The sequence below is a fragment of the Halosimplex carlsbadense 2-9-1 genome, from assembly GCF_000337455.1.
Taxonomy (GTDB): domain Archaea; phylum Halobacteriota; class Halobacteria; order Halobacteriales; family Haloarculaceae; genus Halosimplex; species Halosimplex carlsbadense.
On sequence record NZ_AOIU01000049.1, the window covers coordinates 43,685 to 56,326 of the forward strand.

Annotated in this window: 8 protein-coding genes; 1 reads left to right on the forward strand and 7 read right to left on the reverse strand. The window is 57.1% G+C overall.

The window, feature by feature from the left end; translation table 11 throughout:
* Nucleotide 1 precedes the first annotated feature (1 nt).
* From C475_RS21800 to C475_RS24130, 6 genes are all read right to left on the reverse strand, one after another.
* Nucleotides 2–1,459, reverse strand: a complete 1,458-nt coding sequence (locus C475_RS21800; protein WP_006886088.1) for a ribonuclease H-like domain-containing protein — start codon at nucleotides 1,457–1,459, stop codon at nucleotides 2–4.
* Between the two features lie 283 nt (nucleotides 1,460–1,742).
* Complete coding sequence (locus C475_RS21805; RefSeq protein ID WP_006886089.1) at nucleotides 1,743–4,652, reverse strand: helicase-related protein; 2,910 nt, start codon at nucleotides 4,650–4,652, stop codon at nucleotides 1,743–1,745.
* A 6-nt stretch (nucleotides 4,653–4,658) separates the two neighbouring features.
* Nucleotides 4,659–6,809: a BREX-5 system phosphatase PglZ gene (gene pglZ, locus C475_RS21810; RefSeq protein WP_006886090.1), complete on the reverse strand. Its 2,151-nt coding sequence runs from the start codon at nucleotides 6,807–6,809 to the stop codon at nucleotides 4,659–4,661.
* Nucleotides 6,810–6,811: 2 nt separating this feature from the next.
* Nucleotides 6,812–11,137, reverse strand: a complete 4,326-nt coding sequence (gene pglX / locus C475_RS21815; RefSeq protein ID WP_049931195.1) for a BREX-5 system adenine-specific DNA-methyltransferase PglX — start codon at nucleotides 11,135–11,137, stop codon at nucleotides 6,812–6,814.
* Nucleotides 11,138–11,219: 82 nt separating this feature from the next.
* Complete coding sequence (locus C475_RS21820; protein WP_006886095.1) at nucleotides 11,220–11,726, reverse strand: hypothetical protein; 507 nt, start codon at nucleotides 11,724–11,726, stop codon at nucleotides 11,220–11,222.
* A gap of 8 nt (nucleotides 11,727–11,734) precedes the next feature.
* Nucleotides 11,735–11,902: a hypothetical protein gene (locus C475_RS24130; RefSeq protein ID WP_161625241.1), complete on the reverse strand. Its 168-nt coding sequence runs from the start codon at nucleotides 11,900–11,902 to the stop codon at nucleotides 11,735–11,737.
* A 184-nt stretch (nucleotides 11,903–12,086) separates the two neighbouring features.
* Between C475_RS24130 and C475_RS21825 the strand changes: the two genes are divergently transcribed.
* The gene (locus tag C475_RS21825) at nucleotides 12,087–12,398 is read left to right on the forward strand and encodes a hypothetical protein (RefSeq protein ID WP_006886096.1); all 312 of its coding nucleotides are present in this window, start codon (nucleotides 12,087–12,089) and stop codon (nucleotides 12,396–12,398) included.
* Nucleotides 12,399–12,500: 102 nt separating this feature from the next.
* Here the strand turns inward: C475_RS21825 and C475_RS25215 are convergent, their stop codons facing one another.
* Nucleotides 12,501–12,623 carry a hypothetical protein gene (locus tag C475_RS25215; RefSeq protein ID WP_268869924.1) on the reverse strand — a complete coding sequence of 41 codons (123 nt, stop codon included), beginning with the start codon at nucleotides 12,621–12,623 and terminating at the stop codon, nucleotides 12,501–12,503.
* Nucleotides 12,624–12,642 lie beyond the last annotated feature (19 nt).

Here is a 12,642-nt window from a genome sequence, read left to right on the forward strand (position 1 = left end):
GTTAGAAGTCCATGAGTCCGGTCTGCGTGGTGTTTTCATCCCCAGGAACGCCAGCACGCATTTGGCCGGGAGTCGCCTCGGCGATGGCTTCGTAAACTGCGGCCAACTCACGGACATCCGCTTCACAGTATGCCCGGGCAGCCTCCCAGTCTACGTCGCGAGCGCGCTCTGGAGATCTGAGGAGCCGCTGGATGGTCTTTGCCAAGGATTTCCCGTCAAAGGCGGCAGCAGCCGCGTCACGCCCATGTCCGAGGGCTTCGGCGACGTCCTCAACTCGGTTTGTCCGGCCCGGGAGGACGGCGTTGTCCTTTCGCACGGCCCAGTCCAGCAGGTCGTACTCGAACACGGAGTCCGACCAGTAGTCTGCATATTCTGGAGCGTATCCCCGAATGAACCGTCTGAGGTGTTTGAAATCGAAGTCGTGGCCGTTCCACGCGATGAGTGACGTGCGATCGTATTCGCTGGCGAGCCACGTAACGAACTCTCGGGTGGCTTTTCCCGGATTGTCTTGCGACGGTTCCCTATCGATGAAGTCCACGTACTCGTCTGCTTCTGGGTCGTAAACGCCGATGAGCCAGATGATACTCGGGTTGAGGCTGTCCGTTTCGATATCAATGAATAGTGGGCTGTACTCTGCTGCAGGGACAGATTCGTTCGTGAGACGGATGACGGAGCCCTCGGACAGCGCGTGGGCGCTCTGTCGGATGCTCTGAGCCTTCGACTCACCAATGCCTCGAATCTCCCGAAGCTCTCGTTCCGTCGCGGCTGCGACGTCGTCACGCGTCTCGTACCCGTTTTGAGCGAGCTTCGGAGCAGTCCCCTTACCCACTCCCGAAAGAGCCCGGAGACCGAATTTATCTGCGGGTGTCGTGGACACGCCGATGCGGCCGTCTGAATCAAGCGAGACACAGGCGAGTTCTGGTGCCCCTTGTCGGCGGGTCGGAGCAAGACCGCGGACTGGAAGGCGAACGCTCTCGTCGTCGACGTCCGCTTTCCAGACGAAGTCATAACTGGCCTCCATGGCCCCGGTGAGGAACGTTGCCTCTCGGTCAGTTCGGTGCTGAAAGCGAGCGAGGTGTTCGAGGCCATCGAGCGAGACATCCATCGTGACTGAGTCGGCACTCGTCTGGATCTCATCGCAGATGACGTAGTCGGCGCCGTCTGGGATTCCGTGCCCGCTGGCAGAAGAGGCCCCACCTACAAAGTCGAGGGAACTGACGATGGAGACGGTGATGTCGTCAATAGTCTCGGTGCAAACCGCGCTACGTCGAGTGTATATTACCGGGCACGAGGCAGTACGCTCGACGGTACTCGCGGTCCGCATATCCAGCTTTTCCTCGATAATGTAGATGAGATCTGCATCGAAGTAGTCGATGAGGTCAGCGATGGCATTCGTCGACGCGTCGGCTAACGCATCGCAGCGGATGGTAAGCAGACGCACCCCAGGGTCGCTTGCCATATCTCAGAGGCGGATTGTTCCCTGGTCCGGGTGGTTCATGCTAGATTGCCCCTCGTTTCGTGAATTCGTCATACGCCTACCATGGGAATCCCCCGGCTTATAGTTTCTGACTAGCGGACCTTCGATGTGCCTATTTTCTATTTTGGCGGATCGCAAAGTCATTCGATCATATATGCCGCTAGAACTCCCTACCCCGCGTATTATAGTGGTTCATCAGAATCGGGAGATTGGTATAGTGCCTGCGCGGGCCTCAATGAAGGGGATTTCAAGGTCTACGGAAGAATTAGATGGGGAGGGTCAGGCACAGGTTCTCGATTTCTGGGGCAAGTGAGATGACCTGAGATTTTCGCTGAAGCTCCTGGCGGCGTTTCTCGATTCTATCCTCGAGCTTCGAAAGCCGATCCCGCTGTCTTCTAATCGCGATGTCCATGTCAGTCCCTGATTCGGCTTTCCGCTCGTAGTCCGCGATGAACGTCTCGATTCGTTCTCGTTCAGACTCTGCGTACGCTTCGAGGTCATCGAGTTCTTGCTGCGTTTCCTCTCGTCGCCATTTTTGTAGTTCGTCTCGACGAGATTCGACACGCTGGCTAATATAACGATCAGCGGATGAACGCATCTCACTCTCGTTTTCCAGTAGCACTTGGACAGGCTCCCCATCAGGGCTGCCTTTGATACTGTCCCCGTCAACGACTCGCTGTCCAAGACGCTCTTGTGGATCGTTGTGTGCTGCATCGACGAAGACCGGGAGTATCTCTTCACGGATCACTTCGCCGGTACCGTCCTCAAATCGGACTCGGTAATTGTAGGTAATCCCTGGATCATCGACGAACGGGAGCATTTTGAGACCCACAGAACCCTGTTCGCTGTCGAGGACACGCTGCATCAACTCTTGAACCAGCCGCGCGTCTGGAGAGACGTAGTCGATGTCATCGTGATCCATCGCGAACTCGCGGTTGAATGTGAACGGCCCGTAGAGGTCGCCATCGGTGGTTCGACGAAGATTCTCCGGTAGATCGGCTCGGAATAGATTGGTCCCAGCTTTTTCGACCTCGCCGCCCAGTGCAGAAATGCCGCGCTCGAAGAATTCTCGAATGTCGGCCTCGCTACCGTAGACGTCTTCGGACTGATCCATGACTTCCTGGATCCTCTCTCGGCTCTCCTGGTCGAAGGTGCTGGTGTCGATGAGACTGCACTCGTACCACTCTGCGAGCGTCCGTTGTCGTTCGTCGATGAGTTCCTCGAGTTCCTCTTTCGTCGCACTCGTCGGTTCGTCGTTCCGGATAGATTCCATAATGAGCGAGTCCACGTCGACGTCGTCGAGCATCCCGAGGACGTCGGCGGTGTTCCCGAGTTTCCCCCTGATGTTCTCGACTTTCTCCTGCAGCATCTCGAAGATCTCGCCTTCGCGAGTGTCTTCGAACGTGAAATTCCACACCTTCACTTCCTTCTCCTGCCCGTAGCGATGGAGGCGACCGATCCGCTGTTCGAGTCGGTTGGGATTCCACGGCAGCTCGTAGTTGACCATGATGTGGCAGCTGTGCTGCAGGTCGATCCCTTCGCTCGCTGCGTCCGTTGCGAAAAGCAGACGAGACTGGCCGTGATTGAACTCGTCTTCGATATTCGCTCGGTCCTCTTTGTCGACGTCGCCATGAATCACGAGGATTTCATCTGCCCACGGCTCGTCCTTCACGAGATCGAGGATGTAATCGAGCGTATCCCGGTACTCCGTGAACAGCAACACCTTCTCGTTCGGGTTCTCCTCGAGCAGTTGCTGGATGTACCGACGAACTTTCTGGGCTTTCGAATCGACCGAGATTCCTTCGGCGAGAGAGACGAGGTCACGTAGCGTTTCGATCTCTTCTTCGAGCTGGGCGTCGCTCTCGGTGATGGTGAGGCCTGCAAGTTCTTCTTCGGCCTTTTGTTTATCAGCCTCCTCGAGGTCTTCACCTTCGAGGTATGCGGACGCCTCTTCGGAAAGTGAGGTTGCAGTGGATTGTTGATCGACCAGATTCGCTAGCCGGCGGCTCAGGGTGGCTTGGATAGCTCCAATAGAACTCACGAGGCGCTTTTGCATCAACGCCATTGCGAACCCGACTGCGGGTTCGTTGAGCTGCTCTGAGCGATTGTAGACGTGCTTAACGTATTCTGTGACTGCTTGGTAGAACTGCTTTTCTTCGTGCGTCCGCTCGACCGGGATCGTCCCGACTTCTCGATTCGGGAAAAGCCGTTCCCCGTCGTCGTCGTAGATAGTCTGCTTGCCGCGACGCATCATCACGCGGTCGACTGCCTCTTTGGAGAGGTCCTGGTCCTCCGCAACGAGGAACGGATCGATATATTCGATGAGAGAGCGGAACGCATCTCCTTTGCCGTCGTGTGGTGTCGCACTGAGGAGGAGCAATGAGTCGGAGTTGTCCGCGACTCGTTCCACCATCTTCGAGGTCTTGCTGGGGGACTCGCCTCGTTTGGCCGCCTTGTGCGCTTCGTCGACGATGACAACGTCCCAGAACGCGTTGTCGAGTTCGTCCCGGAACTCTTCCTGGCGCAGGAACGCCATGCTCGCGACCATCTGCTGGTGGTCCTGATTCCAGATGTTAGCTTCCTCACCGAGCCGACGACGTTCGCCCTCGACCCACTGGCGGTCCCCAGGCGTCAGTGAGATATCGAAGAATCGGTCCATATCTCGAATCCACTTCTTCTGGAGATGTGCTGGGACGACGAACAGCACCCGATCTGCACGATTGCGTGCGGTGAGTTCTTTGAGGATCAGCCCCGCTTCGATGGTCTTCCCCAGCCCGACGTCGTCTGCGATGAGCGCTCTCTGGCGGAGCTTCTGCATGACCCAGTTGACGCAGGCCAGTTGGTAGGGCTCGAGACGAACGAGCGAGTTCGAGATACTGAGTAGCTGACCCTGTTCGTGGGCGATCTGAAGCTGGAGCGCCTGTGACCGTAAATCGAACCACTCGGCCGAAACCGCCTCATGGTCAGGATGGAGTTGCCCGGCGGTTGCGGTGTCGAGTGTGCCGAGTTGTTCACGTTTCGGTTCGATGTTCACGTCGTCGATACAGACGGTTTTCACACCGACGTTCTCGACGTAGGCCCTGAGATAATCGAGGTCGCCGACGGAATACGTCTTGATGACCTCTGCGGGCTGATCGTTGAGTAGAATCGCCTCTCCAGGTACGAGGTCATTCATGGATCGTTACTCTTGCGTGATCGTGACGAAGTTCAGGACGAACTCCTGTGGGAGGACGCCACCGTGATAGAAACGGGCGTCTGGGAGCCCCTGGTTCCTGAAGCGCTGGATCGGGTCGGTGAGGATACTGATTTTGGTATCGTCGTCGAGGTACCCTAGGTGCGTGTCTTCGTCCAGCAAGACACCAGGCGTGTCGTCGTCTAGGTCCGCGCCGGCGATCCACCGGCGGGTCACCTTCTCGGCGTTGCTCGGCGGATGCAGGTCGTCGATATCGACGTGCTGTGGGAGTGAGACGAAGCCGTGATCTGAGAGGATGTACGCACGATCCCACTCGCCTTTCCGGAGCTTCTCGCAGATGATCCGGGAGATGGCATCGATGCGGTCGCTGAACAGCTCCTCGAAGTCCGTGAGCTCCTTCTCGCCGGTCTCGTCGATGTCGTTCCAGTAGTAGGCGACGCGCGTGTTACTCCAGCCGACCTCGTCCTCGGCATCCTGCATGATGTAGCTCCAGCCGTCGTTTTCGAGGAGCGTCTGTCGGCGGTGATTCGTGATCTCGCGTCCGTTTCGTTCAGGAACGAGCTCACCGTCTTGCAGTTCGATGTTGAAACTGAACTTGCTGCCGGGGGTGAGCGCGGCCTTCCCGAACTCGGTGTCAGAGGGGAGGGTCCCCACCCACTTGCTCTCGTCAACTTCGAGCTGGGGGAGCTCACTTCGAATGGACTCGGCAAGTTCGTGGGCCAGGTCGAAGCGCAGGGCGTCGACGATGAACAGCGCGACGCTCTGACCGCTCTGGAGGTGTTCCTGTTCTTCGGCGAAGAACTGGTGAGCGTGGTTCTCGCCGACGAACGGCGAGCCCGCTTCGATCTGGTCCCCGACGAGGTCGCCCAGATCGGTGAGGTACTCCAGGTATCTGGATTCGACCAGCGACGAGCGGAGATCTTCGAGTTTCGCGGTTGCTGGATGCTCTTCAGGGAGGGCGGTTTCCGGCTCGCCGGAGACGATAAGGTTGAACACGGCGTTGTCGATCTGCCACGTTCCATCCTCTACGTCGCCGTACAGCTCTACGACATCTCCGGTATCGCCGCTTTCCTCCCACGTTTCGAGTTCGTTCGCGAGCGTCGCGATGTCAATGGCCTGGTCCCAGAGCTGCGTCCACGGAACGTCGCCGTAGGTCGCGTCGAGGCGTTCGTGGCGTTGTTCCGCCTGGGTTGCACACTCCTCGTAGTCGCCGGCGTGGAACGACTGCGTCCACTCGTCCCAGAGGCGGTGTTCGAGCGAGGCGTCGACGGGACAGTCGACGAGCTCCCACGGGTCGTCGTGGGTGCGAAGGACGTCGTGCCAGAACCGCTGGTTTGGGTCGAGATAGACGCGAGCCAGTTCCTGCTTGCGTTCGGTCTTGCTCAGGACGGAGCGGAGTTCCGGTCTGGAGACGCCGAACCCGCTGCTGGACTCGGGCTGGTACTCCTGAGGGAGCAGGGATTTGTCCAGTCCCTCGTCGACGAGCCACTCCGCGACGGCCCAGCGGCGCGTTCGTTCGACGATAGTCTGGGCGTCGCTTACGCCGTCGACGGCGTCCACGCCGTTGTCGACCAGGAGATCGCGAATCTCGATCAGGTCCTCGTCGCTGGGTAAATTCTCGGCGCCGTGTTCGAGGACGAACTGGACGGGGTCGTCGTGCCCGTCGAGGACGATCTTCGTCTGGAGGCCCTGGAGCGATGGAAGGCCGCCTTCGTCATTGAGTTCTTCGTAGAGCGTCTTGGCGACGTTCTCCCGGTCGTCGGCGTCCTCGTAGGCTGTCCGAATCGTCGCCGCCTGCAGTCGGTCGTTCTCGAAGCAGCGGGCTGCGAGCTTCCCGATGTGCTGTTCGATCACGTCGCCGGTGTGCTCGACGTCTTTGAACCAGTCGACGTCGTCGCTGCTGGCCTGTGGGACGTACCAGACGGTTCGGTCCCGTGGTGCCTCTGTGCGGAGTTCCAGCGGCGTCTGTTCCGCGGCTCTGAACTCACAGCCGAGCTGACTGCTGGTGTCTCGGACGATGTCGCGTAGGTAGCCACCGTCGTCCCACCAGAGGACGACAGGGTCCTCGTCTGCGGCTTCGTCGATGGCGCTCTCGATAGCGTCGTGAGCGCACTGTGGGAGTGTCTTCGTCGCTGGCATGGTTAGAGAACGTCATCCTCCACCGTCTTCGGGACGATCTCGGCCTGTGCGAGCGGTGTGATATTGATTTCGACGCCGTGCTTGTGGTTCGGCTGGTAGCCTTCTGTCGTTATCTCGGAGAGTGCGCGGTCAGTCCAGTCCGAGGGAATCTGCTTGTCGATAGTCTGGCAGCGGTCGTCGATCTCCTCTGCCAGGGCCTTGAACTCTGCCAGCGGTGGGAGATCGTCGACGTCTTCGACGCCCTCGTCGTCGGCAATCTCTTCGAGGAACTCCTCGTCGACGACCGAGGGGTCGTCGAGTCCGGTCGCGAGCGAGGCGAGCAGGCGTTCGTCGTCGGTCAGCGTATCGAATGGCTCTCCGTCATCGTCGAGGAGGTCAGCCCCTTCGCGCTCGAAGTAGTAAGTCATGAAGAGGATGCCCGTGCTGGAGTAGTGGTCCGACCCCTTGAGTCGCCAGTTGAAGTAGTCGAACAGGTCGGCCAGGTGTGCCTCGACGGACTCGTCGGCGGGCTTGGCGTACTCCTCGCAAGCGCGTTCGAGTTCGTCGAGGGCGTCGATCCATTCCTCTCGCCACTCGTCGACGGCGCTCCAGAAGTTGTCCGAGAAGGTGTCTTGGAACCACTCTTCGCTGTTGCGCTCGCGTAGTTTCGCCAGCGTATCCACGCGTTCTCGGGTCTCCTCGCGGAAGGTGGCGACCTTCGGAGCGAGTTCCTCGACGAGTTGTCGATCCTCGTCTTCGAAGTCGCGTTCGTCGGTGCTGCCCAGGTCCTGTAGCACGTCCTCGAAGACGCTGATCTGGTTAAGCCCGCTCGCACAGCGCTCGTATTGCTCGGCGGCTTCCGCCTGCTCACTCGTCGAGAGGGATTCATCGCTCCGGCGGCGATTTGCGGCACTGCGGCGCTCACGTAGCTCGGCCTTCCGGGGTTCGAGGTACTGATTGGCGAGTCGGTCCAAGAGCCCTGAATCGAGATTGTGGTAGTCGACATAGCAGGCGAACCCTTCGCCCTTTGAGTCGGCGATCAGGCGCTCTGTGGTCAGTCTCCAGAGGATCGGTGTGTTCTCCATCCTGTCGACGTGGTAGTCAAACAGATCGTTCTCGACGAAGGCCCGGAGGTTAGGATAGGCCTCCTCGGCAGCGGATCTGGTACCGAGAATCTCGTCGACTTCGATCAGGCGATCTTCTGCATATTCACCGTAGGTGTCCTCGAACTTCTCGATGATGCGGTCAAGCATGTTGGCCTGTCCTTCAGTGCCGTGAAGAGGGATGATGCCGTCGGTCTCCTTCCGGACAGACTCCATTGCGAAGTGGTGGATGAGATCCCTTACTTGCTGATCAATGTTTTCTGGGATATTGGAGACTGAATCAGGGTCCGGTATTTTACGGTCTTCGGGGTCTTCGGCTGTTCGGAGGAAGATCTCTTGACGGATCTCTTTTTGTGTCTCTTCAGAGACTCCAACAGCTTCATAGATAAATTCATCAATTTCATTAGATGACTCTTCTAGGCGCTGTTTCTGCTTCAATTCACTTTTGCGCGTTTCACGAGCTATTGTTTCTATTGATTTATTAGCTGACTGGTCTTCAACTTCGATGTCCAGTCTTGCCTTTGCAGCCTCCACGTGAGGATGATCGTAGAAAAACTCATTATCTTCTTGACTAATTGGAAGTAGTGAAGGGCCGATATAATAGGGGCTGATTGGGTCATTCATCCTCAATCGAATCGTGAGCCTCTGCTGTTCCAATGATCTGCTTTCCAATTCTTCGATACTATTTAGCTCTTTTAACCAAGGGACACTCCCGACTTCCCCGGAGTTCCAATGCCGCTCTGTCGTCATCGACAGGATTAGACTGTGATACAGACTAGAGTTGATGGCTGGTAATAATTTGTTCAGGGATAAACTTTCCTCTGGGATGAGCATGTAGCCTGTATTGCTGTAAAGACCATCTGCCGGGAAGTAACCGAACCTACGACCAGTTTCTTTGATATATGTCCAAGTAAGTCCCTCTTCCCCATAGAGTTCCTCGTTTCGAGTCCGATATTCTCCTGGTGATCGTCTAATCGATTTTCCGTTTTCTCCCCACTCAACAGTCTCTGTCACCTGAGGAACTACCCACGAATTTGTTCCCCCTTTTGAAATTGGTTTGAATATGTCTAGGTCGCCCGCTTCCCAGTGGTTTCGAATAAACCTGAAATCATCCGCAGTCGTGAGACCTTGACGAGCCTTACACACTGAGGTTCCTTCTGTCTCAGCTTGTTCAGCATCTATTTTCAATTCTCGGTCATGGAGCGATCTGACCTCCTCTGGGGTATAGTATGAGATTGGATTTCCAGGAACCTTCGCGAATTCGGTCAGTTCAACCTCGAAATATCTCTTAACATCAGTGTCCCTTTCCGCTAAAGTTCTAAGGAAATTCGACTCCTTGTTTGAGGTCTCAACGTCGTGAAGTCGGATGAATGAACCCGTCTCGGCTTGGTTTGCTCCAGTGCGTACGACTGTCCCGACAGTACGGACCGTAGCATTGTCGAGAACACCGATTCCATATTCCGAGAGGAAGTCGAAGCTACCTCTGTCACCAATGAAGTCAGTTCGGAAGTCCTGGTATCGCTGCTTGAACATAAATGAACGCGGTACAAGCATCCCGATACGGCCGTTTCTACGAGTTATTCTATCACAGACCTCGAAGAAATTGATGTAGAATTCTGTACTGTAATCATAGTGGTCTTCAACATATTTTGTAACCGTATCAGGCATCCGGTTATCTGACCCATACGGCGGGTTCATCAGCGCCACATCGTAGTCCTGGGCCAGAATATCCAGTAACCGGACGAAGCTCCGAAGGTCCTGTGCGAGGAAGGAGTCCGAATCTCGGTGTTCTTCGACAGCCTCACGCAGACTGTGGAGGATCTGTCCGAGCGTGTGGTCTGCCGTCGGGTCGTCGCCGAGCGTGATCTGCACGCCCTCGGTATCGCTGTCGTCCTCGAATAGGTCACCGAGCGTCCCGCGAACGTCGAGCAGGCTCCCGAGCCCGTGAACCTCCTCGAAGGCGTCGAGGATCCGCCGGAGGGCATCCTCAACCTTCGGATCGTCGCCGGCCACCTCGTCGAACACTGCTTCGACGCCGTCGACGTCGGCCACCTTCGCGTCCGCACAGACGATACCGACCTCGGGCATGTCGAATCCGTCAGCACCTTCCGCCTCTGCGCGGGTCCTGCCCTTTAGATATAGATTGAAGGCCGCGAGCTGGCAGGCCCGCATGTCCAGGTCGACGCCGTAGAGATTGTGTCGGAGAATCTTTCGCGGGATCTCCTCCTCGGGGAGGTTCGTCTCGGCACGCCAGATACGCTCCAGTACGTCGAACGCGTACAGCAGGAAGTGCCCGCTCCCACAGGCAGGGTCGATGACGCGAAGCTCCTCCGGGTGCTCGAAGTCGGTCGGCTCGCCCTCTTCTTCGGAGGGGACGAGATAGGTGCAGAAATCGGCGATGTCGGGCGACTTATCGGGGGAGAGCGGCCGGTTCTTGCGCTCGTCCGGGGAGATCCCTTCCTGCGCTTCGACGACGTCCTGCAACTCGCCGGTGTGTTCGAGGTAGAGCTTCCCGAGGGAGTTGTCGGTGAGCATCCGGACGACCCAGTGGGGCGTATAGAACTGGTTCGCCGGGGGGACGTCCTCGGGATCGAGGCCTTCGCGATCGCCTTTGCGGCGCAGGTCGTCGAGCAGCTTGACGTTGTAGTATTCGTAGACCCATCCGAGCACGTCGTCGGCCCGCCAGACCTCGTCGGGAACCTCGTCGAGCATTCCACAGAGTTCCTCGAAGGTGTCGTCGTCCGGATCGACGAGGCTGTATGCCGACGAGCGATCGAACAGGATCTCGATCTCCTCGGCGAGCGAGTCACATGCCCGATGGTACGCCTCGAGGATAGCTTCGTCTTCTAGGAGGAACTCCTCGTGGACGAGCGTCTCCGCGGCGGGCGTCAGGCCGTTCTCCTTGAAGACGGTGACTTCCTCCTCGACGAAGTTCCGAACCTCCATACAGCGGAGTGCAGCCAGTCGATTGACGATCGTATAGCCGACGCTCGTGACGTACTTCTCGAAGCCATCGCCCCAGGAGTGGCCGTCCACGGCTTCCAGTTCGATAGCCTCGACCAGTGACGTCGTGTCCTCGTCCAGTGTGCCGGTGTCTTCTGGCTTGCTGTCGAGGTCCTGCTGAGTGAGTTGGAACCGAACGTTGTCTTCGACGCGATCTCGCATCTCGGTGACGACGTCTTCGAGATGCTCGCGTTCGCCCTTGTCCAGTTGCGCCTTCCGCTGAGAGAGAGACTCGCTTTCCATTCGAAGATGACCTGTATGGTATTCTCAACTGACCACCACCAACTTCAATGTTGCCGAGGGCGGCCGGGTACTGGCCTCCCACTCACCACGTCAGTGAGAGCTCTTCGACGGTGATGTTCTGTAGACCGAACGCTGCCGGCGATAGTTCCCCGAAACCCCCATCGTCGGTCAAGATATGCGGCCGTTCGTATCGGTACTCGTACGCCAGCGAAAAGATAGGCACGTCTTTCGCCTGGATGTCCAGCAGGTGTCCCAGTAGCTGATTGTGGGGTTTCTGTCGAACGTCTCGTAACTGGAGGTCCTCGAGTTCGTCTCCGTCGAAGCTCGTGATCACATCGTCACAGCTACCGAATAGCTTGAACAGGAGTGTGAGTGCCTCGTCGATTTCCTCACTCTCTACTCGCTCTGACCGATGCAGTCCCTGCTGGATTTCTTCCACCATGTACGCTGAAACCACGGTCTGGTGACGACTGTCGTAGAATTCTTCAGTGAAGTAGAGACGTTCGCCAAGCGTATCGGAGTAGATCTCTACCGGGAGTTCCGCTGCTGTCGCTATGTATATCCAAACATTGCTGTCCAAAATCAGCATTCAGGAACTCAGTCGTCGGCCAGCACCGATTCTCGCTGGCTGACTGATTCTGCGATGAGGTTCTCTCGATCCCAGTCGAGATCTCGATTGAGTTCCTCGAGTGCTGCCTCTATATCTGCAGGTGATTCATGACAGTCTTCCGCACGCGCCCACAGTTCCGCTGTTTTCTCACTCATGAATCTCACCTGCCGTTAGTAGACTCTAAAAGGAGCGGGACTTATAATTCTAGCGGCGAGCGTTCGCTAACGTTCTCCAGCAAGAAGGGTGTCATAGAACAGTTCACGCGCCTAGTTTTTCATAATCCCTGTTCACTCAATACAGCCGATAGATTCTATTGCCCAGATACTCTTTCCCCGAAGTATGGTATCCTCTGATTCCGACGCCGATGAGGTTATTGCAGGTCTGGAACAGGACATCGGTGAACACGTGCGGGCCACGGCGAAATCCGGGGAGAATCGCATCGAGGTTACGGGTGAGACCCGTGGAACGGATATCTATCCCAATGCCATTCTCGAATACTTCTCCATCTTGGGATGGGCTCCTGACCGAATCCGGTACAATATGAATAACGAACCCGTCGTTGATTTTGTCCGAGACGATGAGTACGGGCTCTTAATCAGCCGCGGAAGACAGAAGTTCGATTCAATCGAGTTTGAAGAACAATTTCGATGAAACCGCACACCGGTTGAGCAGGTGATTCACTCCTCAATTCTGACGATCAATCGTCTTGTGAACTGTTCTATGACTTCCTCTGCGACAGCGAGTCAACGTGTTCTACTCGATCTGGGTTTCGTACTCGTTCCACAGGGTGTCGATGTCCGTACCAGTCTCCTCAGCGATGTGCCGGAGCAGCTGTGCCTTGTTCTCGAATCGACGGAGCTGACCCTTTGCGCCCATACTACCACGGTGGCGTCCT

Coding starts and splice junctions, on each gene's coding strand:
- C475_RS21800 (WP_006886088.1), bottom strand. CDS start 1,459: ATGGCAAGCGACCCTGGGGTGCGTCTGCTTACCATCCGCTGCGATGCG.
- C475_RS21805 (WP_006886089.1), bottom strand. CDS start 4,652: ATGAATGACCTCGTACCTGGAGAGGCGATTCTACTCAACGATCAGCCC.
- pglZ (WP_006886090.1), bottom strand. CDS start 6,809: ATGCCAGCGACGAAGACACTCCCACAGTGCGCTCACGACGCTATCGAG.
- pglX (WP_049931195.1), bottom strand. CDS start 11,137: ATGGAAAGCGAGTCTCTCTCTCAGCGGAAGGCGCAACTGGACAAGGGC.
- C475_RS21820 (WP_006886095.1), bottom strand. CDS start 11,726: ATGCTGATTTTGGACAGCAATGTTTGGATATACATAGCGACAGCAGCG.
- C475_RS24130 (WP_161625241.1), bottom strand. CDS start 11,902: ATGAGTGAGAAAACAGCGGAACTGTGGGCGCGTGCGGAAGACTGTCAT.
- C475_RS21825 (WP_006886096.1), top strand. CDS start 12,087: ATGGTATCCTCTGATTCCGACGCCGATGAGGTTATTGCAGGTCTGGAA.
- C475_RS25215 (WP_268869924.1), bottom strand. CDS start 12,623: ATGGGCGCAAAGGGTCAGCTCCGTCGATTCGAGAACAAGGCACAGCTG.